Genomic DNA, 23,604 nt, shown 5'->3' with positions numbered 1-23,604 from the left:
GGGCCGGCCGATCGCCGCTCGAAACGTCGGAGGCGATGTCCGGACCGACCACCGGAGGCGGGCGATCGCGTGGTCGTCGCGGACCACGGCGATCGCGACAGGAGGCCGCACCACCGCAAGGTTCCGATCTCCGACAAGCACCGCAGTCAATCGGTAGAGAAAGGGAAAGTCATGTGGAATGACGAGCACGCCGAACTTCGCCGGAAAAACCGGGCCACGGTCGAGAAGTACATGAACACGACCGGTCAGGACCGGCTCAGGCGCCACCTGCTGTTCACCGACGACGGCGTCGGTGGCCTCTGGACGAACGACACCGGAAAGCCCATAGCCACCAGCGGGAAAGACCGGCTCGCGGCGCACGCGGTCTGGTCGCTGGAATGCTTTCCCGACTGGGTGTGGACCAACATCCAGATCTTCGAGACGCAGGATCCGAACTTCTTCTGGGTGGAGTGCGACGGGGCCGGGGCCATCCGGTTCCCCGGCTACCCGGAAGGACGATACGAGAACCACTTCCTGCACTCCTTCGAGCTCGTCGACGGCCTCATCAAGCGGCAGCGCGAGTTCATGAACCCGTTCGAGCAGCTGCGCGCGCTCGGCATCCCGGTGCCGCAGGTCAAACGCGAGGGCATCCCGACCTGAGCGGAGCTCGGACGATGGCGGACATCCGGCTCGGCGCCGCGCCATGGCGGCCGGTCCGGGACGATCCCGCGCGGGTCCGCCGGGTGACCGAGGTGCCGGTCGGCCGTCCAGCGCCGGTACGGGCGGGTGACGTGCGCGGCGTACCCACCGAGGGACGATGGCGGGCGGGCCCTGGTTCCACGGGCGGACGTCCTACGCGTCGGCCTGCCGTCCGGGGCCGCCAACCGGGTGGCCCGCGCCGTCGGCGTGCCGGGCGGGCGCCACCTGGAGGGCACCCCGGACGGCGTCACCGAGTGCGTCACCGATGAGAGCCGCTTCGACCGGGCGGGGGAGCGCGACGCCACGCCGCGCGCCCCCCGCCTCCCCCTCTGGCAGGCCGTACAGGTCATCTCCGCCTGGAGCGACTGACGCCCCGGGCCCTTCACCGGACCCTCGAAGGAGAACGATCATGCCCGGGATCCCCCCGATCACCCCCTACTCGTTGCCCACGACGGGAGACCTGCCCTCCAACACCGCCCGCTGGACTCCCGACCCGGCGCGCGCGGTCCTGCTCATTCACGACATGCAGCGGTACTTCCTCCAGCCTTTCCCTCCGTCGATGCGCGAGGAACTCGTCGGGGCCGTCGCCCGGCTCCGCGAGCAGAGCGCCGCGCTGGGCGTGCCCGTCGCCTACACCGCCCAGCCGGGCTCGATGACCGACGAGGAACGCGGCCTGCTCAAGGACTTCTGGGGACCCGGCATGCGCCGCGCCCCGGAGGACCGGCTGATGGCCGACGAACTCGCCCCGGCGCCGGGTGACTGGGAGTTCACCAAGTTCCGCTACAGCGCCTTCGCCCGTACCGACCTGCTGGAGCGGATGCGTGCCGCCGGGCGCGACCAGTTGATCGTCTGCGGCGTGTACGCCCACGTCGGCGTCCTCATGACGGCGGTCGAATCCTTCACCCACGACCTGGAGACCTTCCTGGTCGCCGACGCGGTGGCCGACTTCTCGCCCGGCTACCACCGGCTGGCCCTGACCTACGCCGCCGAACGCTGCGCCGTACTGCTCACCGTGAAGGAGACCTGGCCGTGACGGACCTCCTGGACCGCCTGTGCGAGGCCCCCGCCTTCGCCCTGCTGCACCGGCCGGAGTCCGGCGCGCCCGGCTCGGCCGGCGCGCCCGGTGAGCCCGGCACGGTCGACGTGCTGCTGGGCGAGGTGATCGAGATGGCGCGCCTGGCCGATCTGCCCCTGGAGGACCGGGCGCCCGCCCGGGAGCGGCCGTGGCACGAGGTGCTGGCGATCATTCCGTTCCGGCAGATCCGCGAGCGCGGTTACGCCTGCTCCGACGACGGCGCGCCCCTGCTGGCGATGAAGGTGACGGATCAGGAGGTCATCTCGGCCGGTCAGGCGCTCACCGGCCTTCCCGACCGGCTCATCTCCACCACGGGCGGCGAGTTCGACGTCTCGGACGACCAGTACGCCGAGATCGTCCGCCGGGTGCTCAAGGAGGCGATCGGTGAGGGCGAGGGGGCCAACTTCGTCATCAAGCGCTCCTTCGTCACCACCATCGACGACTACACGCCCGCCCACGCCCTGGCCTTCTTCCGCAGGCTGCTGGCGATGGAGTCGGGCGCCTACTGGACCTTCCTCGTCCACACCGGGGAGCGCACCTTCGTCGGCGCCACCCCCGAGCGGCATCTGACGCTGCGCGACGGCGTGGCGACGATGAACCCGATCAGCGGCACCTACCGCTATCCGCCCACCGGTCCCGCGCTCGGCGACCTCATGGACTTCCTGGCCGACCGCAAGGAGTCGGAGGAGCTCTACATGGTCCTCGACGAGGAGCTGAAGATGATGACCCGCTTCTGCGCGCCCGGCGTGCGGGTGGCGGGCCCGAGGCTGAAGGAGATGTCGCGCCTGGCGCACACCGAGTACTACATCGAGGGCACGAGCGACTGGGATGTCCGTGACATCCTGCGCGAATCCATGTTCGCCCCGACCGTCACCGGCAGCCCGCTGGAGAACGCCTGCCGCGTCATCGAGCGCTACGAGCCGCACAGCCGGGGCTACTACAGCGGCGCCATGGCCCTGATCGGCCGCGACGCCACCGGCGCGCGGACGCTCGACTCGGCGATCCTCATCCGCACCGCGGAGATCGACGCCCGCGGCGAGACGAGGATCGGGGTGGGCGCCACCCTCGTGCGCCACTCCGACCCGGTGTCGGAGATCGCCGAGACCCGTGCCAAGGTGGCCGGGCTGCTGGCCGCCCTCGCCCCCGGCACCAGGACGCGGCTCGGCCGCCACCCCGACGTCCGCGCGGCCCTGGCCCGCCGCAACAGCGACATCTCCGGCTTCTGGCTCGGGTACGGCGACGCGGAGGGCCGGGACCTCACCGGGGTGCGCACGCTGATCGTCGACGCGGAGGACACCTTCACCTCCATGCTCGACCACCAGCTCCGCTCCCTGGGCATGGCGGTCACCGTCCGCCGCTACGACGACGACCCCGGCCTGAGCGGCCACGACCTCGTCGTGCTCGGCCCCGGGCCGGGCGACCCCCGCGACCTCACCCACCCCAAGATCGCCTACCTGGACCGGACGGTTCGCGAGCTCCTGGACGGCCAGACCCCCTTCCTCGCCGTGTGCCTCAGCCACCAGGTGCTCTGCGGGGTGCTCGGCTTCCCCCTGTGCCGCCGTGCCGTACCGAACCAGGGAGCGCCGCGCACGATCGACCTGTTCGGGGCCACCGAGCGCGTCGGCTTCTACAACACCTTCGCCGCCTGCCCGGACACCGAGGCGAGGGGAGACGTGGAGCTCTGCCTCGATCCGGACAACGGCGAGATCCACGCCCTGCGCGGTGCGCGTTTCGCCTCGATCCAGTTCCACGCCGAGTCGGTGCTCACCCGCAACGGCCCGCGCGTCCTCTCCTCCCTGATCAGAAGGGCGATGACATCATGACCGAGCTCGCCGAGGTCGTCCGCGAACGCCGCGACCTCGTCACGGGGCCGGCGAAGGAGGTCTCGTGACGCATTCCTACGTGGTCGTCGACTCCTTCACCGACACCCCGCTGTCCGGCAATCCGGTCGCCGTCCTCTTCGACGCCGAGGACCTGACCGCCGGTCGCATGCAGGCCATCGCCAAGGAGATGAACCTCTCCGAGACGACCTTCGTCCTGCCCGCCCGCGAGGACGGCGACTACCGCGTCCGCGTCTTCACCCCGGTCAACGAGCTGCCCTTCGCGGGCCATCCGCTGCTGGGCACCGCGGTCGCCCTCGGCGAGTTCTTCGACGGCGATCGACTGCGGCTGGAGACCAAGATGGGCGTCATCCCCTTCGACCTGGTGCGCGAGGGCGGCGCGGTGGTCGCGGCGACGATGGAGCAGCCGACCCCCACCTTCTCAAGGTTCGAGCGGGAGGAGGAGCTGCTGGCGGCGCTGGGGCTGGAGGGCTCCACCCTCCCGGTCGAGATCTACGTCAACGGGCCGCGCCACGTCTTCGTCGGCCTGCCGAACGTCGAGGCGCTGGCCGGGCTCCGCCCCGACCACCGGGCGCTGGCGGCCTTCGAGGACATGGCGACCAACTGTTTCACCGGATCGGGGACGTCCTGGCGCAGCCGCATGTTCTCCCCGGCGTACGGGGTGCAGGAGGACGCGGCCACCGGCTCCGCCGCGGGCCCGCTCGCCCTGCACCTGGGACGGCACGGCCGCGTCGGGTTCGGCACGTGGATCGAGATCCACCAGGGCGTCGAGATGGGCCGCCCCTCCCTGATGCGGGCCCGTGCGGAAGAGGGCGGCCGGACCCTGGTCTCCGGCGCCGCCGCCCCCGTGGCCAGAGGGGTGATCCTTGTCTAGCCGATACGAAAGTCTCACGGGCTCCACGGACCTGGACTTCCCGGAGTACGACCGCCCGCCGCCCGAGCCGCTGGAGCTGGCGGGCCGATGGCTGGCGACCGCCGTCGACGCCGGCGTGCGCGAGCCCATGGCGCTCGCCCTGGCCACCGCCGACAGCCGAGGCCATCCTTCCAGCCGGACGGTGATCGTGCAGGAGCTCGACCGGCGCGGCCTGCTCTTCATCACCCACGCCACCAGCCAGAAGGGCCGGGAGGTCGCCGAGAACGGCTGGGCCTCCGGACTGCTCTACTGGCGGGAGACCGCCCAGCAACTGATCTTCTCGGGTCCGGTCGTACGGCTCGGCGCGGCCGAGGCCGACCTGCTCTGGGCGGCGAGGCCCGTCCCCTTGCACCCCATGTCCACCGTCTCCTGGCAGAGCGACCCCCTGGACGATCCGGAGGCGGTGCTGAAGGAGGCCGAGCGCCTGGCCGTACTCCGGGAACCGCTGCCGAGGCCCGACCGGTTCGCCGGTTACCGCCTGGAACCCACCTCGGTGGAGTTCTGGGCCGCGGCCTCGTCCCGGTTGCACCGCAGGCTCCGCTACGACCTGACCGAGGACGGCTGGCGGACCGTCCGGCTCCAGCCCTGATTCCCGGCCGGAGGGCTCGTCCATGTTCGACGCGTCCGAGACCCGGCCCCCGTGGCTGATCGTGCGTGACAGGACTTTCCCGCGCCGGTCGTCTTCGTGGCGGACCGCGGTGGCGAGCCGTCGTCGCGCCCGGTCGAGTCGTTCCTGCTCTTCGGGGCTCGGCTCGTGGTCCTGCGGAGCGCGACCGTGGGCGGCGTGGACACGTGGGTGAGCACCTTCCGCCCTTAGTGGAGGGTGCTGAGACGGTCTCGTTGACAGGCTTGGCTAATTACTTTAGCTTTTAGCTAACAACGTTAGCCAAGCCTGGAGGGTGTCATGACCGAATATCTCGCGGTTGACGACGGCACGATCGCCTACGAGGTGGCGGGGTCCGGCCCGCTGATCGTTCTCGCACACGGCATGGGCGACAGCCGCGCCGCGTACCGTGCGGTGATCCCGGCGCTGGTCGCGGCGGGCTACCGGGTCGCCGCGGTCGATCTGCGCGGCTGCGGCGAGTCCAGCGCCGACTGGCCGGACTGGAGCCGCACCGCCATCGCCGGTGACCTGCTCGCCGTGATCCGCCACCTGGGCGGCCCGGCCGTGCTCGTCGGCCACTCGATCTCCGGCGGCGCCGCCACCATCGCCGCGGCGCGGGAGCCCTCGCTGGTCACCGCGGTCGTCGAGCTGGCGCCGTTCACCCGCAAGCAGTCGATCCGTTTCGGAGACCTGCGGGTGAAACGCTTGCGGCAGGGCATGCTGCGGCTGCTCGGCGCGGGCGCGTTCGGCAGCGTGCCGCTCTGGCGCTCGTACCTCGACGTGGCCTACCCCGGCGTGAAGCCGGCCGACTGGGCCGAGCGACTCGGCCGTGTCGACTCCCTGCTGCGCGAGCCGGGACGGATGAAGGCCATGCAGGGCATGGGCCGCAGCGCCCCGACCGACGCCGGCGCGCAACTCGGCAACGTCCGCCGTCCGGTCCTGGTCGTGATGGGCACACTCGACCCCGACTGGGCCGACCCGCACGCCGAGGGCTCGGCGATCGTCGACGCCCTGCCGTCCGGCCTCGGCCGCCTTGAGATGATCGAGGGTGCCGGGCACTACCCGCACGATCAGTATCCTGACCGGGTGGTCTCACTCGTTCTCGCCTTCCTGCGGTCGGACGCCGCCCGTGCCTAAAGCCGGTCTGGACCCGGCGGCCGTGGTCGCGGCCGGTGCCGCCCTCGCCGACGAGGTGGGTCTCGCCAACCTGACGATGGGTCTGCTGGCCGAGCGGCTGGGCGTGCGCACCCCGTCCCTGTACAAGCACGTGGCCGGTCAGGAGGACCTCATCCGGCGCATCGCGGTCCTGGCGCTGAGCGAGGTCGCCGACGCCATCGGCGGCGCGATCCAGGGGTACGCCGGTCGCGACGCCCTGGCGGCCGCGGTGCGCGCCTTCCGGGCCTTCGTCCTGGAGCACCCCGGCCGGTACGCCGCGACGATCGGCGCGGAACCGTCCGGCCCGGACGACCCGCTGGCCATGGAGGGCGGACGGGCGATAGGCGCGTTCGCGGCGGTCCTGCGCGGCTACGAGATCGAGGAGTCCGACGTGGACCACGCCCTGCGCATGCTCCGCAGCCTCTCCCACGGCTTCGCCACCTTGCAGGCGAACAACGGCTTCCAATGGAGCGCCGACGTCGACGAGAGCTTCGAGTGGCTGATCGCCTTCGTCGACCGGGGCCTGCGCGCCGTTTGAGAACGCCGCCGTCGCCGATCGCCCCCGATGGTCGCACGATCGGCCGGACAGGTCCTGGCAGGCGTGGAGCGTGCCGGAAAATCGGTGCTTCTCGGTGGGGGGTCAGTGCCTGCGCTTCCTGCCCCGGCCACTGGGACGGCCCCGCGACCCGGGCGCGGGGCTCGGCATGAGACGGAGCCGGGCGTTCCTGGCCAGCATCGGCTCGTACACCAGTACGCGCAGCTCCTCCAGGGCCGCCCGCGCGGGATGCCCCGAATCCAGCACCTCCGCGACGAGCTCTGGCGCGCCCCTGCCCGCCGACTCGCGGAGCTGCTCCACGACGGCCTCGGGCCCGCCCAGCTCCAGCAGGAGGATCAACCCCTCGGCGAGGAGCAGTGAGTGCTCGTCGGCGGTGAGATCCTCGGGGCGCAGCTCTCCCGTCTCCAAAAGGGCGGTCAGGACGACGGGCCCCAGCGCCGGGTCACGCCGGAGCCTCGCCCGCGTCTCCCGGCCGTCGGGGAGCGCCTCCACCAGGGTGGAGAGCATCGCGGAGGCGCGGGTACGGAAGGGACAGGCGCGTACGGCGTCCAGGAGCGGCTCGACGTCACCCTCGTGCGCCGCCAGCCAGCCGTCCAGCTCGGCCGCCGCCGTCTCCCGGGTGTAGTGCTGGGCGAGCACCCCCAGCAGCTCGCCCGCCTCGGCGTCCGCCAGCTCCCCGAGCAGCGGGGCGTCCCGCCCGTCGGCGAGCAGCCGCTCCCGCACGGCTCGGGTGCCCAGGGGCGTGAGCCGTACCAGCGGGCCCGGCTCCGCCAGGCGCGGCAGGAGCCGGGCGCGTGCTTCGGGCGGCAACGGCAGGTCGTCCTCGGTGAGCTCACCGAACTCACCGAGAACGCCGGGACGCAGGTCGCTGGAGTAGAGCTCGTCGGGCACGCCGTGGCTCGCCTCGACGACACCGAGGCTGGAAAGGGTGTCGAACACCGTGAGCAGATCCCTCTCGACCTGGCGGCGCCAGACGTCCTGGCGGAAACCGTCCTCGTCGGGGTCGAGCAGGAAGTACTCCTGGCAGGCCAGCCATACGGTCTCCTGCAGCCGGGCCACGGGGATCGGGGCCGGCAGGCCGTACATCGCGTTCAGCACGTCGGGCAGCAGCTCGTCGAACGCCGTGGCGAGCATCGAGGAACCGGACCCCTCGAAGGTGGGCGCGCAGATCGCGGCGCCCAGCTCGAAGACCGCCTCGAACGCGCGCCGCCACAGCGTCTCCGGGTCGCGCAGCACGGGGCCGGCCTTGGCCACCGGGACGAGGCGGCCCGTGCGCACCCGCACCAGGCCCGCCTTCTTCGCCCACGCCAGCAGGAGGCTCACCCGGGGCATCTCGGCGGAGCTGCGCACCCGCAGGTCCCGCTCTCCGGTGTCCAGCAGCGCCGCCAGCTCGCGGGCGTCGGCCAGCCGGGGGTTCCCGGTCTTGGTGAGGGGCCGCCCGTCCGTTCCCACCCAGCCGGTCAGGGCGGTCAGCTGCCGTACGACCTCGCTCCGGGCGGCCTCGGCGGCGAGCTCGGCGGCGGGAGGGAGGGCGACGGGAGACTGGGGGAAGGCCCGCTCGTCGTCGGGTCCGGTGCCGGCGAACTCGGCTTCGAGAAGCTTGTCGAGGAGGTCGTCGTCGAACCGTACCCGGCCCGCGTCGACATCGCGCTGGAACCTGGCCACGGCCCGCTCGTCGTCGAGGACGATGCCGTTGTCGAGGGCGGTCTGCGCCCAGAACTTCCCGATGCCCTGCCGGGTAGGGTCGGCCAGTGCCGCCGGATACTCCGCCTCGGCCTCGGCGACGGCCGCCTCCAGCTCCGCCGGGGAGGCGCCCCGAGGGTCGCGCAGACCGGACGCGGCGAGGTAGCGCAGGAGCGTCAGCAGGCTTTCCGGCGCGGTGGCGAGGACATCCCGCTCGGCCGCGAGGTGCCGGGGAATCCACTCCAGCAGGAAACGCCGCACCTGCCGCGCGTCCCAGCAGGCCAGCCGCCCGTCGCGGCTGCGATGCCGCGCGTCCAGGGCCGCCGCCAGCATCGCCTCGTCGGCCCGCATGCCGTGCTCACCCGCCCAGGCGAGGCAGCGGCGGACCAGCAGGTCCTTCACCGACTCGAACTCCTCGACCTCGTCAGGATCGAAATGCGTCCGCACCGTGAACCTCCGTAGTCATGTCGCCGTGACCAGACCGGGTCGCTCTTCCCGGCCGCTCTCGCTGCCCGTGTCATATCCCGGCCGCCCCTTCCCGCCGGAACGATGTGTGCGGGTCGGCGGCCAGGAGGTCGTTGAGGAGGACGGGATCCTCCTCGGCGCGTGCGGGATCCATCGTGCCACCATCGCCACCGGCCCGGGGTCCGGTCGAAGCCTGTGAGGGGAGCGGGTACGGCCGCCGAGGGGGCCGTGGTCCCGTCGTTCTCGCCGTCTCCGGGAGGTGTTGACGTTCCGCGGGTGAAAGCTTGACCGCCGGACGGGACGTCCCCTCGGAGAAGGCGTCCCGCCGCCGGGCGTGTCAGCGGTGCTGCCGGTCCAGGCCCTTCTCGGGGACGTCGCCGGACATCACGGCCCCGTAGGACCTGTCCCGGGCCTTGGGCCGGGGGGCGGCGACGAGGTCGGCGCCGGGGTGTTCCTTCTCCCGGAGGCGAGATCGGGGCCACAGCCGATCGCGTGAGCCTTCCAACCCGTTGTCGCTGTATTCTATAGTTCTTTGGAATATTGGTGTGAAGGAGTGGTGATCGAGATGTCGTACCCGGAGGCTCGTTACCTGGGCGAGGCGGGGGAGAGCAGCGGGGTCTTCCGGCCGGCGAGCGCGGGACCGGACCTGACGATCGGCGGCACGGCGGTGCACCACCTGGGCACCGGCGCCTCGACGGACGGGCAGTTCGGCCTGTACCGCTGGGACATGGGACCGAAGCCGTCCGGCCCGTCGCCCCACTTCCACCGGACGATCTCCGAGTCCTTCTTCGTGCTGTCCGGGACGGTGCGGCTCTTCGACGGGAAGGGCTGGACCGACGCGACGGCGGGAGACTTCCTGTACGTCCCGGCGGGCGGGATACACAGTTTCCGCAACGAGTCCGGCGAACCGGCCTCGATGCTGCTGCTCTTCGCGCCGGGGGCACCGCGCGAGGCGTACTTCGGGGAACTCGCCGAGATCGCGGCCGAGGGGCGCCGGCTCAGCGACGCGGAGTGGACGGACCTCTACCTCCGCCACGACCAGTACATGGTCTGACGGCCATGGCGGAGTTTCGCGAGGAACCGATCTACCGGCAGCTGGCGCGGATCGGGAAGACGCTGGCCAGTCCGGTGCGGCTCAGGCTGCTCGACGTGCTCGACCAGGGGGAACGCACCGTCGAGCAGCTGTCCGAGGCGGCGGACGTCCCGCTGAAGAACACCTCGGCCCAGCTGCAGCAGCTCCGCGCCGCCCATCTGGTGACGAGCCGCAAGGACGGTACGCGGGTCTACTACCGGCTCGCCGACGAGCGGGTCTCGCGGTTCCTGGACGAGCTGCAGGACTTCGCCGGGGAGAGGCTCGCCGACCTGCGGGAGGCGGTGTCCGAACACCTCGGCGACCCCGCCGTACTGGAGCCGGTGACCGCGGGCGAGCTCGCCGCGCGTCTCGCCGACCCCGAGTCCGGCGTCGTGATCGTCGATGTCCGCTCCGCGGCCGACCACGCCCGAGGCCACGTGCCGGGGGCGGTCTCGGTGCCCCTCGCCGAGCTGCGCGACCGTCTCGACGAGCTTCCCAGGGACGCCGAGATCGTGGCCTACTGCGGCGGACCCTACTGCGCGGTCTCCCCGGAGGCCGTACGACTGCTGCGCGAGCGGGGTTTCCACGCGCGCCCGCTGGACGGCGGACTCGCCCGCTGGCGGCGTACGGGCAACCGGCTGCAGACCGGTCCCCGCCTCTCCGCCCCGTGACGGGTCGCCCGTGGCACCGTCGCGGGGCGGCGACCACCTCCTCCTCGTCGTCGCCGTGAAAGAACGGGGCGGGCAGGGGCTCGCGAACGTGCTCGCCGGGTCTTCTAGCTCCGGTGCCTGCTCACCATCCCCGCCGCGAGAGGGGCGTTCGCGAAGTCGCCTGCCGCCACGCGGGCGGCGACGGTGCGGCGGACGAGGCGGTCGGCCAGGGAGGGGGCGTGCCTGCCGACCATCATCTCCACGCGTCCCCTGACGGTGGTCGCCACGTCGCGCGGGGCGCGGCGGGCGGTGACGGCGCGGACGATCGCGTCGACCACCCCTTCGACGGGCTCCGGTCTGGACACCGCGTCCAGGGACAGCCCGGCCTGCCGCGTACTGTCGTGGATCGGGCTGCGGACCATGCTCGGGTAGACCGTCGTCACACCGACGTGCGTGCCGACCTCCAGCCGGAGCGCGTCGGCGTAGGCCGCGAGGGCGCGCTTGGAGACGCCGTACGCCGCCGCCAGCGGCAGTGGCAGGACCGCCATCCGCGAGGCGACGAAGACCACCCGCCCGCGCGTGCGTACCAGGTGGGGCATGACCGTCGCCGTCACGCGCCAGGCGCCGAGGAGGTTCAGCCGCAGCTGCGCCTCGACCTCCTCGCCGGGGGCGAGCTCGGCCGGGGCGGGCCCGCCCCGGCCCGCGTTGTTGACGAGCAGGTCGATGCCGCCGAGCAGGGCCGCGGCCTCGGTCACCGCGGCGTCGACGGACTCCTGTGAGGTGATGTCGCACGCGATGATCGGGATGTCGGAGTCGCCGGGGCGGGCGATGTCCAGGCCGACCACGCGCGCGCCCAGGGCGGTGAACCGCGCGCTCATCGCCCTGCCGAAGGTGCCCGCCGCGCCGGTGACCAGGATCCTGCGCCCGGCCAGCGCGCGGGACGGGGAGGCGCGCAGCTCACGGTCCATGACGCGGAGATACTGGTCGACGTCGATCCGCATGTGGGGCCTGCGCTGTCCCCAGCGGTCGCGGGCGGCGTCGAGTTCGGCGGCGGCGATCCTCCGCGCGGTCCCGGGGTCGGGCAGCCGGTGGGTTCCCGCGCGTACGGCGGCGACGAGGCGGCCCTGCGCCTCGACGACGGGCAGCGCAGAACCGGTCGACTGCATCAGCCCGACGTAGCTGATCGTGTCGTCGCCGATGGGGAAGACGTGCCGGTAGAGCAGCATGCTCGCCGGGTCGGGCGCCGTGGCGGCGTCGAGGAACGGCGTCACGGCCCGGTAGCCGGTGCACCAGACGATGTGGTCAACCTCGTCCACCCGGCCGTCGGCGAAATGGACCCGCGAGCCGTCCAGGCGCGCGATGCCCTGGCGCGCGAGCACCCTTCCCTCCGCGATCAGCCGGGGAACGGAGTCGCTCAGGGTGGGGTGGTCCTGGAGCACGCCCCGGCGGGGAGCGGGGAGGCGCGGCCCGGCGGGTTTCCTGTCGGCGACCCTGAGCACCGCCTGGGAGACCACCTGCCGCACCCGCCAGGGGAGCAGGGCCGCGAGGGCGCCGTTGAGCTGGTCGGAGGGGCGGCCCAGCAGCCGCTTGGGCAGCACCCAGACGCCTCGCCTGGCCGACAGCAGCACGGCGGACGCGTGGTCGGCGAGTTCGGCGGCGATGTCCATCGCGGAGTTGCCGGTGCCCACGACGAGCACGCGCCTCCCGGCCAGGTCGGCGGGGGTGACGTAGTCGTGCGCGTGCGACGCGGTGCCGGTGAACGTCCCCGGGTACGGAGGCTCGGGGAGCAGGGGCTCGTGGTTGTGGCCGTTCGCCACCACCAGGTGCTCCACCGTCTCGCGGTACGGCCCGCCGGGACCGGTCAGCTCCAGCTCCCAGCCGTCCCCGGTGCGCCCCCCGATACGCCGCGCCGATTCGAGCGTCGTGCCGAACCGGAAGTGCTCGCCGACCCCGAAGCGGTCGGCGTACGACCGCAGGTATTCGAGCATCTGGGCGCGGGTCGGGTAGTCGGGCCACTCGGCGGGCATCGGGAAGTCGGAGAACTCCGTGCGCGGTTTGCTCGTGTTGAGGCGGAGGCCCTCGTAGGACGCGGTGTCGTCGTCCAGCCGCCACAGGCCGCCGAGGGACGCGGCGCGCTCGACGCCGAGGACGGGCAGACCGGCCTCGACGAGGGCCTTGGCCGCCGCTATCCCCGCCGCCCCACCGCCGACGACGGCGGTCACCCCCCGGCCCGGTTCCCCTGTGCGCATCCGTTGCCTCCCATATTCCATCGGATGATGGAATATTAACCCGTGGAGCCGCCCCCGCCAGGGGTCGCGTAGAGCCGGTCGACGAAGCGGTGGGCGTAGGCGCGGAACTCGCGCCTCTCGCGGTCGGCGGTCACGGCGTCGCCGCCGCGGGCGCTCAGCGCGGTCACGTGGCCGTGGGCCGCCCAGACCAGGCTGCGCACGGTGATGTGCGGCGTCGGCTCGACGACGAGGCCGCGGGTGGCCGCGTCCAGCAGGGCGCGCTCGATCTCGCCGTAGATCGGCAGCGAGTACGCCTCGTCCAGGGACAGGTGGAGGCTGGGGTCCAGCCAGCGCCGCAGCCACAGGAACGTGGTCTGGGGATGCTCGTCGAGGAAGTCGACGAACGCGTCCACCAGGTCGTGCATGGCACCCACGACGTCGCCCGCCGGTTCGGAGCGCACGGCGGCGAGGAAGGCGCGCACCGGCGGCGTCAGCGTCGCCTGCTCCAGCTCGAAGACGCGGGCGAAGCAGGCGTCGTACAGGGACGCCTTCGACGGGAAGTGGTGGTGCACGCTGGAGACGTCGATCCCGACCCGGGTGGCGATGTCGCGCATGGAGACGCCGTCGGCCCCGTGCCGGGCGAAGAGGTCCGTCGCCTCGGCGAGGATGCGGTCGGGGGTGGACGGCGCCGAGTGGTCCCTGGGCGGGCGTCCCCTGCGGCGCGCCCGGGGCGCGGAGACGTTCCCCTCGCCTTCCTCGCCTCCTTTGTTCTCCGTGCTCTTCCTCATGCCCGACAGTCTGCCAGCCTGCCGGGATCGCCCGGCCTCATAATCCATCAAGGAGTGGATTCACTGATCCGAGTGGGCACGCCCCGGGGGTTCGCCCCCTGGTCCGGCGGGGACGCGTGCGTCCGGTATGACGGCCAGGGATCTGACCTGCTCGGCGGTGAGCGAAGCGCCACGTCCGGATTCGGTGGCGAAGCGCTCCTCGCCCAGCGCGTCACGGACCCGCGCGGTGATCCGGTCGGCGTCGCCGCTCTCCAGCGGGGTCAGGGGCACGGAGCCCGACGCGAGGGTCGCGCCGCCCGCGCCCAGGAGCAGGGCGGCGCGGTCGTGATGTCCGGCGACGGCGAGGGCCCCGGCCAGGCCGTACACGGAGATCGTCATCTCCCGGGTCCCGTCGAGCCTGGCGACGAGATCGAGGGCCGAGAGATGCAGGGTGAGGGCCGCCGCCGCGTCGCCGCGCCGCTCGGCGACGAAACCGAGCTCGGTCACGACCATCGGGAGGTACGGCGGCGGCTCCCCGGCGTCGGGCGGGGTACCGTCCAGCACGTCGCGCAGGTGGGTCTCCGCGACGTCGAGGCGGCCGTCCCTGCGCGCGGCGAAGGCCAGTCCCATCCGGGCGAAGGTCTGCCCGGCCCGGTGGCCCTGCTCCACGGCGAGCCGCAGCGACCTCTCGCTCGACTCCGCCGCCCGCGCGTAGTCGCCGCGCTGCAGCGCGATCCAGCCCAGCCAGCCCAGCCGTCCGGCGAACTCCGTCCACAGCCCGAGCTCCTCGGCCAGGCGCATGCCGTCGCGCTGCAGCCGTTCGGCCCGGTCGAGGTCACCGGTCATCTCGGCCAGCGCGCCGAGCCAGCCGCCGGACTCCAGCCGCCCCCAGCGCTCCCCGAGCTCGCCGAAGATCCGCGCGCTGCGCTCGCCGTCGCGTCCGAGCCCGTCCAGGTCACCGCGTACGTGCGCGAGCTTGGCCCGCAGGGCGAGGGCCGCGGCCGTTCCCCACCGGTCGCCGAGCGCCTCGAAGGCGGGCAGTGCCCGGTCCAGCAGGTCTCCGGCGACGGACAGGTCGCCGAGGTCGACCCCCGCGTAGGCGAGGATCCACCACGCCCTGGCCCGCCCGTCGGGATCGCCCGCCTCCTCGTACGCCTCCAGGGCGGTCCGGCGGAGGTCCTCCCGGTCGGCGGCGGCAACGTCGCCGCGGAGGAACACGATCACCGCCCTCCAGGTGAGGGCCCTGGCCCGGAGCGCGGCGAACGGCACGCCCGCGGATTCGTCGCCCGGGGGGACGGCGCCGAGGGATCCGCCGGAGATGGCGCCGGACGATTCGCCGGGGACGGTGCCGGGGGATCCGCGGGGAACGGCTCCGGGGGACCCGGAAGGAATGGCTCCGGGGGACCCGCAGGGGACGGCGAGTGCCGCCGCGAGGGATCGGTGGGCCTCGGTCAGCCGGCCGCGCAGGAACCAGTACCAGGCCATCGCGCCGACGAGGCGCAGCGCGCCGTCCGCGTCGCCGTCCCTGACGGCCGCGTTCAGCGCGGCGCGGAGGTTCGCGGCGTCGGCGTCGAGGCGCCGCAGCCAGTGCCGCTGGTCCGCCTCGTAGAGGCGCGGCTCGGCCCGCTCGGCGAGGCCGATGTAGTGGCGCAGGTGCCGCCGCCGCACCCGCTCGTACTCCCCGGAGTGCTGGAGGCGCTCGACGCAGTACGCCGCCACCGACTCCAGCAACCGGTATCTCGGCCCGTCGGCACCGTCCACCACGACCACCAGCGACCGGTTCACCAGCCGTGCCACCAGGTCGAGCACGTCCGAGGCCGGAAGGTCGTCCTCCGCGCAGACGGCCTCGGCGGCCTCCATCGTGCAGCCGTCGGCGTGCACGGCGAGGCGGCGCAGGACGGCGCGTTCGGCGTCGGTCAGCAGGTCCCAGCTCCAGTCGATCATCGCCGTCAGGGTCTGCTGGCGCGGGGGGACACCCCGGTGCCCGGTGGACAGCAGCCTGAACCGGTCGTCGAGGCGGGTGACGAGACCGTGCACCCCGAGGGCGGGGACCCTCGTTGCGGCCAGCTCCAGCGCCAGCGGGATGCCGTCCAGCCTGCGGCACAGCGCCGCGACCGCCGGGGCGGTGTCCGCGTCGAGGACGAACCCCCGGGCCCCCCGGGCCCCCTGGGTCACCGCGGACGCGCGTGCCACGAACAGCCGTACCGAAGCCGTCCGCTCCAGCGCGGGGATGTCGTCGGCGGCGCTGCCGGGCACCTCCAGCGGCGGGACGCTCCAGACCACCTCGCCCGGCAGGGCGATCGGCTCCTGGCTGGTCGCGAGGATCCGCAGCCCCGGGGCGGCGCGCAGCAGCGCTCCGGCCAGCTCGGCGACCGGCTCGACGACGTGCTCGCAGTTGTCCAGCACCAGCAGCAGCCGCCGGGGGCGCAGCGCCTCGGTGAGCCGGTCGGCGGCGGTCACCGGCGCGGCACCCGCGGTGTCCTGGACGTCCAGCACCGTCATGATCGTCTCAGCCAGCCGGTGGACCGCGTCCTCGTCGCCGGGGCGGTCGAGCGCGGCCAGCTCGACCAGCCACACCCCGTCGCGCACGATGCCGGGCGGAGCCGAACCGGTCAGCCGTCTGGCGGTCTCGATCGCCAGACGGGTCTTGCCCACACCGCCGGGACCGGTGAGCGTCACCAGCCGTTCCGCCTCCAGCAGGGCGCGGATCCCGGTGACGGCCTCCTCCCTGCCGACCAGGTCGGTGAGGGGCGCGGGGAGGTTGGTGCCGGGCCTGTCCGGGAGAGGGCCGGGCGCGGCCAGGGCCGGGTCCTGGGCGAGGACGGCACGATGCAGGGCGACCAGGTCGGCGCCCGGATCCAGGCCCAGCTCGTCGGCGAGCAGGACGCGCAGCTCCTCGTAGCTGTCCAGTGCCTCGCTCTGCCGCCCGGAGCGGTACAGGGCACGCATGTGCGCGGCGCGCAGCCGCTCCCTGAGGGGGTGCGCGGCGAGCAGGTCGCCGAGTTCTCCCGCGAGCCGGACGTGCTCGCCCAGCTCCAGCCGTACCTCCGCGTGATCCTCCTGCGCGGTGAGCCACCGCTCCTCCAGCCGCGCGATCGCGGGGCGCGCGAACGGCTCGTCGCCGAAGTCGGCGAACGCGGGACCGCGCCACGACGCCAGCGCGTCGGCCAGCAGCGCCGCCCTGGCCGGTAGGTCCCCGGTCAGGGCCGCCTCGTCGAGCAGGCGCAGGAAGGCGGCCTCGTCGGTGTCGGCTCTCATCACGTAGCCCGCGGGGTGGCGGGCGCCCAGATCCCGGCAGCCGGGCTCGGCGTCCTCCAGCACCCTGCGCAGCTGCGAGACCTTGGCGGCCAGGGCGCCGGTCGGGTTGCCGGGCGGGTCGTCGCCCCACAGGTCGTCGATGAGCCGGTCGGCGGGCACCGGGCGTCCCTCGTGGACGAGGAGGTCGGCCAGCAGGGTGCGGACCTTCAGCCCGGGGATCGCCACCGGTTCGCCGGAGGTCGTCCACACGGCCAGCGGCCCAAGCACCCCGAAACGCATGAGGGCCACGATAACCCCGCCCACCTGTCGCCTCACCACGGTTTTCGCGCCCCCCGATCCGGCCGTAAAACGGCGGGAGCTTTTCCGTAAAAGGGGTGCGGCACGCTGAGGACACGTCGGATCGAGCGGGACACGAGGGAGGTACGGAGATGGCGGAGACGCCGGGGGACGACCGGCTGCGGCTGGCGGTCATCATCGGGAGCACCCGCGACGGCCGGTTCGGGCCCACCGTGGCGGGCTGGTTCACCGCTCGGGCCCGCAGGCGCGGCGATCTGGACGTCGACCTGATCGACCTGGCCGAGACCGGCCTGCCGCAGACCCTCAACGACCAGGACGGGCCCGTTCCTGCCGAGGTGGCCGCCCTGGCGCCGAGGCTGGCGGCGGCCGACGCCTTCGTCGTGGTCACCCCCGAGTACAACCGGAGCTTCCCGGCCCCGCTGAAGACCGCCATCGACTGGTACCACGAGGAGTGGCAGGCCAAGCCCGTCGCCTTCGTCGCCTACGGCAGGGACTCCGGCGGCCTGCACGCGGTCGACCAGCTCCGCCAGGTATTCACCGAACTGCACTCCGTGGCCATCCGCGACGCCGTCACCCTGCCCCGCTACTGGGACCTCTTCGCCACCGACGGCACCTGGCCCAGGGCCACCGCGGAGTGCAACACCGCGGTGCGGACCACGCTCGACCGGCTGACCTGGTGGGCCCGCGCCCTGCGCGACGCCCGAGCCAGGAGCCCGTACGTCACCTGAGCACCCCTTTTCAACGTGAACGACACGGAGGAAACCATGCGGAAGATCATCGCCAAGACCCACACCAGCCTCGACGGCTTCATCGACAACCCCCACCTGTGGTCCATGCCGTACTCGAACGAGGCGGTGCAGAAGTACTCCATGGACCTTGTGCTCACCAGCGACACCCTGCTGCTGGGACGGGTCACCTACGTGGGCATGGCCCAGGCCTGGCCCGGCAGGAGCAACCCCTACGCCGACCACGTGAACGCCATGGAGAAGTACGTGGTCTCCTCGACCCTGGAGAAGGCCGAGTGGGAGCCCTCGACCATCGTCCACGGCGACGACCTCGTCGCCACGGCGACCGAACTGAAGCGGCGGCCCGGAGGGAACATCATGATCTGGGGCTGTGGCCGGCTCACCGACACGCTCATGGAGCACGGCCTGCTCGACGAGTACCGGCTCCTGGTCTCCCCCGTCATCGTCGGTAAGGGGCAGCGGCTGTTCCGGGGGGAGGACGTCACGGCGAGCCTGGAGCTCGTGGACAACACGACGTTCGACACCGGCCTCATCGCCCTCACCTACCGTCCGGTGAACGCGGCCGGAGACCGGGCGGCCACCGGCTGAGCGACCCGGCCGGAGTCCCGGGGGCGCACGCGGCCCGACCGGCTACGCGCGTACCAGCCAATCGGTGATGGCGGCGAAGTCGGCGTGCGTGAGGCCACGGCGGGGGGCGACGCGATGAGGGGAGCATCGCGGCGGTCATCGGGGACCGGGCAGGCGTCGTCCGCATGTGGCGATCCCTTGGCCTGACCGTCCTCCAGGTCGCCGAAGGCGACTACTGACCGGCGTTCCAGCGGCGCCCCGGGATCGCCTACGGCTCGATGAGGCCCGACAGGATGGAAAAACCCAGCTCAGAGAGGATTTGGGACGTATATCCGCAGGTCGGAACCTCCGCTCATATAGTTGTGTGCCAATTGTCGGGCTCATAATCGATGGCGGGGATCGTGGGCGTTTGGGAAGGGACAGCGGCCGTGCTCGCCGGTCGATACCGGCTGGACGAGCTGATCGGCCGGGGCGGCACGGGCGAGGTCTGGCGCGGTTACGACCTGAGGCCGGGCTGGGCGGTGGCGGTCAAGATCCTGTCGCCGGAGGTGGCCGACGCCGCGACGCGTGAGAGGTTCGCCCGGGAGGCCAGGACCGCCGCGCGCGTCGTCCATCCCAACGTGGTGACGGTGCTCGACATGGGCGAGCACGAGGCCCGTCCGTACCTGGTGATGGAGTTGCTGACCGGCCGGGACCTCGCCGCGGAGCTGGCCGGGCGGGGGCCGCTGAGCGTGTCCGAGACGTGCCACCTGGTCAGGCAGGCCGCGCTCGGGTTGGACGCCGCGCACCGGGCCGGGGTCGTGCACCGCGACGTCAAGCCCGCGAACCTGCACCTGGGCGCGGGGGGCGCGCTCAAGGTTCTCGACTTCGGTACCGCCAGGGTCGCGACCGAGGCCGCGATGCGGCTGACCTCGGTGGGAAGCGTCATCGGCACGGCCGCCTACCTGTCTCCCGAGCAGATCCTCGGCGAGCCGGGAAACACGGCCTCCGACATGTACGCGCTCGGCTGCGTCTGCTACGAGCTGCTGTGCGGGCGGCCCCCGTTCGTCGGCGCGGCGACGGAGGTGATCTCCCAGCACGTCCGCGACCGGCCGGACCCGCCCAGGCGGTACCGGCCCGATGTCCCGGTGGAGCTGGAGAGACTGGTTCTCGCCCTGCTGGAGAAGGATCCCGCCGCGCGGCCGACCGGGGGAGAGGTGGTCCGCCAGGTCACCGCGACGGCCCGCCACGCGTCGCCCACCCGCGACACCGCGCCGCCGGTGCCCAGGCCGGGACCGGTGCCGGCGACGGCCAGACCGGGAACGGCATCCGCGTCCGGCGCTGTGCCGCCGGCGGCCGGGTGGGTGCCGGAGCCCGTGTCCGGTGCCCTCTCCGCGCTCGTGCGGGGGCGATCACCCGGGCGGTCCGTCGCGATCGCGCTGGGCGTGGTGGCCGTGCTGGTGGCGACGGCCCTCTGGGCGCTGGCGCCGTCGGACCCGGCCGGGCAGGTCACCTCGGCGGTGTCGTCCTCGATCGCGGCGGTGCCGTCCGAGACGCGGCCTCCGGAGCGGCCCGTGTCGCCGTCACCCACACCGGCCGTCTCGGTGAGCGTGTCCACGGCGCCGTCCCCGATACCGATCCGGTCACCACCGGCGGCGACCGGATGGCAGACACTGCTGCCGGTCTTCCACCGGGCGGTCACCGATCAGGAGCGCCAGGGGAAGATCGACCCCAGGGTGGCCCGCGAGATCCGCGAGAGGGTCTCCAGAGTGGCCCAGGACCTTCAGCGGGGCGAGAACGAGAAGGCGCGCGACGAACTGCGCCGACTCGGCCGGGACCTGTCCGAGGCGCGGCGCAGGGGCAGGCTCGCCTTCGACGGTCCGCTCATCGACTTCCTGCGCGACTCCGGGTTCGTCTTCCCGCTGGACGGCAGGGACGCGGGGTCCCGTCGCCACCACTCCGGGGGAGACGACGATGACGATGACGATGACTAAGGCGTGAAGGATTCGCCCGCGCGTCGCTTTCCGGTCCCACAGGGGACCGGGACTCACCGACCGGCCACCGGTTGCGGGTATCGTGCTCCGCTCCCTGCCGGTCGCTGGTCGCGTCGTCGTCGGCAGGCGGCGGACCCGGGCCATTCGCACCCAAATGCGCGAATGAGGAGACCGGTGTCGGCCTTCCGGTCACCGTTCGGAAGACGGGCCGGGCGCGGGTCGGGCGAAGGACGGAGGCGGGCCGGGCGCGGTCCGGGCGCGGGACGGGTGCGGGACGTGTGTGGGACGTGTGTGGGACGGGCGACAAGACGTTTCGAGTTTTTCCGAAGTTTTCGTTATCCACCCGTGGCCTGCGGGTCTCCTGTGTAGCGGCGCCTGCGAGCGCCGCCGGACGTCCCCTCCACGAGTTCCCAACAGGACAAGGACTTCATTCACTATGAGCACAACCGCCTCGCGCGGCATCCGAGCCGGACGCGCGTCCATTGGACGTCAGGTCCGCAGCCTGTCGCTGGCCGGTGTTCTCGTCGGCCTCCTGAGCACCTCCATGGTGAGCGCCGCCTCCCCGGCCGCCGCGGCCGAGGTGCCCCTCTCGCAGGGCCGTAACGCCATCGCCTCCTCGGCGGAGCGCGGTGACCTGTCGGCCGCGGCCGCCTTCGACGGCAAGGCCGGTACCCGCTGGGGCAGCAAGTTCAGCGACCCGCAGTGGCTCGCGGTCGACCTTGGAAAGTCCACCGCCATCAAGAAGATCGTCATCAACTGGGAGAACGCCTACGCCACGGCGTTCCAGATCCAGACCGCCACCGACGGTGACGGCCCCTGGAAGACGGTGTACAGCACCACGGCGGGCAAGGGCGGTGTCCAGACCATCAACGTGTCGGCCACCGGCCGGTTCGTGCGGCTGTACGCGACCAAGCGGTCCGGCCGGTACGGCGTCTCGCTGTGGGAGTTCCAGGTCTTCGGCACCGGCTCGGGCACCTCGAACCCGACCCCCACCCCGACCCCGACGTCGACGACCCAGCCGAAGCCCACCCCCACTCCGACCTCGACCTCGACAACCCAGCCGAAGCCGAGCACCACCCCGACCGTCGCCCCGCCCACCGCCGGTTGGGTGCCGGTGAACCAGGCCGAGTGGAAGAAGACCCTGGACGCGTACAACAAGGTCGCGCCCGAAGCGGTCCCCGCGAACATCGTGCGGGTCCCCGAGTTCCACACCAACTGCACGGTGGCCAACGAGGCCAAGGACGACCCGGTCGTGCTGCCCGGCCTGCCCGGCGCCTCCCACCTGCACACCTTCTTCGGCCCGAAGGTGACGGCGGACACCACGACCGAGGACCTGCTCAAGAGCACCACGACCTGTGACGCTCCCGGGGACAACAGCGCCTACTGGGCACCGACCCTGCTGAAGAACGGCAAGCCGGTCCCGATGGAGAACTTCCGCGTGTACTACGGCTCCCGGCTCAAGGACCCGTCGGAGGTCGTGCCGTTCCCGCCGGGCCTGCGCGTGGTGCAGGGTGACGCGAAGCGGCAGGTGGCGACGCCGAAGGGTGCCTCCGGCCAGTTCTGGTGCGCCGGTAGCGCGGAGACCGGCCGCAGCGCCGACGGCAACTGGCCCGTCTGCGCCCCGGGCGGCAACCTGATCTACCAGCTGACGTTCCAGGACTGCTGGGACGGCAAGCACATCGACTCGCCCGACCACAAGTCGCACATGGGACCGGCCAAGAACGGCACGTGCTCCGGCGACTACCCGGTCGCGGTCCCGAACCTCTCGTTCATGCTCGGCTACGACTCCCTCGGCGGTGACGGCCTGACGCTGTCGTCGGGCATGCCCTCCTCGATTCACGGGGACTTCATGAACGCCTGGAAGCCGGAGGACCTCGGCGCGCTCGTGAAGATCTGCCTCAACGCGAAGGCCAAGTGCGGCGTCACGCCGGGCTGGAAGAAGTGACCGACCCCGGTCGCTAGTCCCACATGACATGCCGTGCCGGTGATCCCGCGTTTCGCGGGGTCACCGGCACGGTGCGTGTAGCGGTGATCGATCAACGGCCGCGCGGCCGTGTTTCCCTCCGCTCGTACGCGAGCGGCCGGACCGGTCCCCACCCCAACCTGGCGGACCGTTCCGGTCGAGGGCTAGCGCGGCGAGGATCCCTCCTCGTGTCGTCGCGGTGGACGCCCGGGTCGGTACGGTCTCGCCGCGACAAGAGATCGAAGCGTCTTGATCATGCCCGTGGCCAAGGGAACCTCACTCGACCCTGCCCGGACCCGGGAGACGATCCTCGCCTCCGTGACCGGGTGGCCGCGTGCGGCGGTCAGGCGGCTCGACGAGGAGATGTTCGCCGTTCTCCGGGTACGGCTGGGGCATGACCAACGAATCGAAGGATCCCCTGGTGGGACTCGACCCGTTCGACGTCTTCGACGCCGAGGCGGAACGCCTTGACCGCTACTTCGCGGGACTTGACGCGCAGGGCTGGAACCGCCCCTCGCGGGCGGACGGCTGGTCGGTGCGGGACGTGCTGGGGCACCTGGCGGGGGAGGAGCTGTACAACCACGCCTGCCTGGACGACGACATCGACGGTTTCACCGCGATGCTCCGGCGCGAGGGCGTGGGAGGCGGTTTCGACGGTTTCAACGAGTGGTGTGTGGAGAGACGCCGTGGCCTTCCGGTCGAGGAGGTGCTCCAGGAGTGGCGGCGTGAGAACGGGGACACGCGCGAGCGGATGCGCGCGCTCGGCTATGAGGCCCCGTTGCCGACCTTCGCCGGGCCGTACCCGGTGGGGTCGCAGACCTTCCACTACGCCTCCGAGTACGCCACCCACGCCGACGACGTCGGCGCGCCCGTCGCGGAGGAGGAGGCCGGGGAGCGGGCCGGATGGCGGGCGCGGGTGGGCGTGTTCGTGCTCGCCGAGCAGGACTCGAAGGTCCAGGTCGAGCTGACCGGCGACGAGGCCCGGGTGCGCGTGGACGGGATGAGCGAGCGGCTGCCGATCCCCGTGTTCGTGGAGGCGACGGTCGGCCGCCTGCCGGACGACCATCCCCTCGACCGCAGGCTGAAGGCCGCCCTGCGCTGCCTGGCCTGAGC

The 23,604-nt window shown here is 72.6% G+C and carries 21 protein-coding genes; 16 read left to right on the top strand and 5 right to left on the bottom strand.

The features are described 5' to 3' along the window. The first annotated feature begins 69 nt into the window (after positions 1–69). The 8 genes from ABD817_RS09095 (at position 70) to ABD817_RS09060 (ending at position 6,804) form a co-directional block, all read left to right on the top strand. A complete protein-coding gene (locus ABD817_RS09095) occupies positions 70–639 on the top strand; it encodes a PhzA/PhzB family protein (RefSeq protein ID WP_344916991.1) in 570 nt (189 codons plus the stop codon). Between the two features lie 126 nt (positions 640–765). Beyond that, on the top strand, positions 766–1,047 hold the full coding sequence (locus ABD817_RS09090) for a hypothetical protein (protein WP_344916989.1): 282 nt from the start codon (positions 766–768) through the stop codon (positions 1,045–1,047). A 40-nt stretch (positions 1,048–1,087) separates the two neighbouring features. Beyond that, positions 1,088–1,711 (top strand): isochorismatase family protein, encoded by a 624-nt coding sequence (locus ABD817_RS09085; protein WP_344916987.1) that lies wholly within the window; start codon positions 1,088–1,090, stop codon positions 1,709–1,711. After that, positions 1,708–3,576: an anthranilate synthase family protein gene (locus ABD817_RS09080; protein WP_344916984.1), complete on the top strand. Its 1,869-nt coding sequence runs from the start codon at positions 1,708–1,710 to the stop codon at positions 3,574–3,576. The genes ABD817_RS09085 and ABD817_RS09080 overlap by 4 nt, the downstream gene beginning before the upstream one ends. Before the next feature lie 64 nt (positions 3,577–3,640). Then, positions 3,641–4,468 (top strand): PhzF family phenazine biosynthesis protein, encoded by an 828-nt coding sequence (locus tag ABD817_RS09075; protein WP_344916982.1) that lies wholly within the window; start codon positions 3,641–3,643, stop codon positions 4,466–4,468. After that, complete coding sequence (gene phzG / locus ABD817_RS09070) at positions 4,461–5,096, top strand: phenazine biosynthesis FMN-dependent oxidase PhzG (protein WP_344916979.1); 636 nt, start codon at positions 4,461–4,463, stop codon at positions 5,094–5,096. Before ABD817_RS09075 ends, phzG begins: the two co-directional genes overlap by 8 nt. A gap of 315 nt (positions 5,097–5,411) precedes the next feature. Further along, complete coding sequence (locus tag ABD817_RS09065; RefSeq protein WP_344916977.1) at positions 5,412–6,248, top strand: alpha/beta fold hydrolase; 837 nt, start codon at positions 5,412–5,414, stop codon at positions 6,246–6,248. Continuing rightward, a complete protein-coding gene (locus tag ABD817_RS09060; RefSeq protein WP_344916975.1) occupies positions 6,241–6,804 on the top strand; it encodes a TetR/AcrR family transcriptional regulator in 564 nt (187 codons plus the stop codon). The genes ABD817_RS09065 and ABD817_RS09060 overlap by 8 nt, the downstream gene beginning before the upstream one ends. Before the next feature lie 102 nt (positions 6,805–6,906). Here ABD817_RS09060 and ABD817_RS09055 read toward each other — a convergent pair whose 3' ends face one another. Together ABD817_RS09055 and ABD817_RS09050 are read right to left on the bottom strand one after the other, a co-directional pair. Beyond that, positions 6,907–8,952 (bottom strand): hypothetical protein, encoded by a 2,046-nt coding sequence (locus ABD817_RS09055; RefSeq protein ID WP_344916973.1) that lies wholly within the window; start codon positions 8,950–8,952, stop codon positions 6,907–6,909. 355 nt (positions 8,953–9,307) lie between these two features. Next, positions 9,308–9,475, bottom strand: a complete 168-nt coding sequence (locus tag ABD817_RS09050; RefSeq protein WP_344916971.1) for a hypothetical protein — start codon at positions 9,473–9,475, stop codon at positions 9,308–9,310. Between the two features lie 60 nt (positions 9,476–9,535). Here ABD817_RS09050 and ABD817_RS09045 point away from each other — a divergent pair, with 60 nt between their 5' ends. After that, positions 9,536–10,024, top strand: coding sequence for a cupin domain-containing protein (locus ABD817_RS09045; protein WP_344917263.1), 489 nt, complete (start codon positions 9,536–9,538; stop codon positions 10,022–10,024). Between the two features lie 5 nt (positions 10,025–10,029). Then, entirely contained in the window at positions 10,030–10,713 is a 684-nt protein-coding gene (locus tag ABD817_RS09040; protein WP_344916969.1) for an ArsR/SmtB family transcription factor, read from the top strand. Positions 10,714–10,817: 104 nt separating this feature from the next. Here ABD817_RS09040 and ABD817_RS09035 read toward each other — a convergent pair whose 3' ends face one another. The 3 genes from ABD817_RS09035 to ABD817_RS09025 are packed head-to-tail and all read right to left on the bottom strand — an operon-like array spanning position 10,818 to position 17,224. Beyond that, positions 10,818–12,941, bottom strand: a complete 2,124-nt coding sequence (locus ABD817_RS09035) for an SDR family NAD(P)-dependent oxidoreductase (protein WP_344916967.1) — start codon at positions 12,939–12,941, stop codon at positions 10,818–10,820. 35 nt (positions 12,942–12,976) lie between these two features. Then, on the bottom strand, positions 12,977–13,708 hold the full coding sequence (locus tag ABD817_RS09030) for a TetR/AcrR family transcriptional regulator (protein ID WP_344916965.1): 732 nt from the start codon (positions 13,706–13,708) through the stop codon (positions 12,977–12,979). 60 nt (positions 13,709–13,768) lie between these two features. Continuing rightward, entirely contained in the window at positions 13,769–17,224 is a 3,456-nt protein-coding gene (locus ABD817_RS09025) for an AfsR/SARP family transcriptional regulator (protein WP_344916964.1), read from the bottom strand. A gap of 149 nt (positions 17,225–17,373) precedes the next feature. On the opposite strand from ABD817_RS09025, the gene ABD817_RS09020 reads away from it, so the two are divergent. The 6 genes from ABD817_RS09020 to ABD817_RS09000 all read left to right on the top strand — a co-directional run bounded on the left by ABD817_RS09020 (position 17,374) and on the right by ABD817_RS09000 (position 23,602). Continuing rightward, positions 17,374–17,970, top strand: a complete 597-nt coding sequence (locus ABD817_RS09020; RefSeq protein ID WP_344916962.1) for an NADPH-dependent FMN reductase — start codon at positions 17,374–17,376, stop codon at positions 17,968–17,970. A gap of 36 nt (positions 17,971–18,006) precedes the next feature. Next, positions 18,007–18,576, top strand: coding sequence for a dihydrofolate reductase family protein (locus tag ABD817_RS09015; protein WP_344916960.1), 570 nt, complete (start codon positions 18,007–18,009; stop codon positions 18,574–18,576). Positions 18,577–18,701: 125 nt separating this feature from the next. Then, on the top strand, positions 18,702–18,794 hold the full coding sequence (locus ABD817_RS39735) for a phosphatase domain-containing protein (RefSeq protein ID WP_486389320.1): 93 nt from the start codon (positions 18,702–18,704) through the stop codon (positions 18,792–18,794). A 189-nt stretch (positions 18,795–18,983) separates the two neighbouring features. Beyond that, complete coding sequence (locus tag ABD817_RS09010; protein ID WP_344916958.1) at positions 18,984–20,528, top strand: serine/threonine-protein kinase; 1,545 nt, start codon at positions 18,984–18,986, stop codon at positions 20,526–20,528. 436 nt (positions 20,529–20,964) lie between these two features. Beyond that, a complete protein-coding gene (locus tag ABD817_RS09005; RefSeq protein WP_344916956.1) occupies positions 20,965–22,473 on the top strand; it encodes a DUF1996 domain-containing protein in 1,509 nt (502 codons plus the stop codon). A gap of 412 nt (positions 22,474–22,885) precedes the next feature. Then, a complete protein-coding gene (locus ABD817_RS09000) occupies positions 22,886–23,602 on the top strand; it encodes a maleylpyruvate isomerase family mycothiol-dependent enzyme (RefSeq protein WP_344916954.1) in 717 nt (238 codons plus the stop codon). Positions 23,603–23,604 lie beyond the last annotated feature (2 nt).

The sequence above is a fragment of the Streptosporangium oxazolinicum genome, assembly GCF_039537505.1.
Lineage (GTDB): Bacteria > Actinomycetota > Actinomycetes > Streptosporangiales > Streptosporangiaceae > Streptosporangium > Streptosporangium oxazolinicum.
The sequence above is the reverse complement of the archived record's forward strand: the minus strand, read 5'-3'. Positions and strand labels throughout refer to the sequence as shown.

Coding starts and splice junctions, on each gene's coding strand:
- ABD817_RS09085 (WP_344916987.1), top strand. CDS start 1,088: ATGCCCGGGATCCCCCCGATCACCCCCTACTCGTTGCCCACGACGGGA.
- ABD817_RS09005 (WP_344916956.1), top strand. CDS start 20,965: ATGAGCACAACCGCCTCGCGCGGCATCCGAGCCGGACGCGCGTCCATT.
- ABD817_RS09065 (WP_344916977.1), top strand. CDS start 5,412: ATGACCGAATATCTCGCGGTTGACGACGGCACGATCGCCTACGAGGTG.
- ABD817_RS09035 (WP_344916967.1), bottom strand. CDS start 12,941: ATGCGCACAGGGGAACCGGGCCGGGGGGTGACCGCCGTCGTCGGCGGT.
- ABD817_RS09000 (WP_344916954.1), top strand. CDS start 22,886: ATGACCAACGAATCGAAGGATCCCCTGGTGGGACTCGACCCGTTCGAC.
- ABD817_RS09045 (WP_344917263.1), top strand. CDS start 9,536: ATGTCGTACCCGGAGGCTCGTTACCTGGGCGAGGCGGGGGAGAGCAGC.
- ABD817_RS09015 (WP_344916960.1), top strand. CDS start 18,007: ATGCGGAAGATCATCGCCAAGACCCACACCAGCCTCGACGGCTTCATC.
- ABD817_RS09040 (WP_344916969.1), top strand. CDS start 10,030: ATGGCGGAGTTTCGCGAGGAACCGATCTACCGGCAGCTGGCGCGGATC.
- ABD817_RS09020 (WP_344916962.1), top strand. CDS start 17,374: ATGGCGGAGACGCCGGGGGACGACCGGCTGCGGCTGGCGGTCATCATC.
- ABD817_RS09025 (WP_344916964.1), bottom strand. CDS start 17,224: ATGCGTTTCGGGGTGCTTGGGCCGCTGGCCGTGTGGACGACCTCCGGC.
- ABD817_RS09030 (WP_344916965.1), bottom strand. CDS start 13,708: ATGAGGAAGAGCACGGAGAACAAAGGAGGCGAGGAAGGCGAGGGGAAC.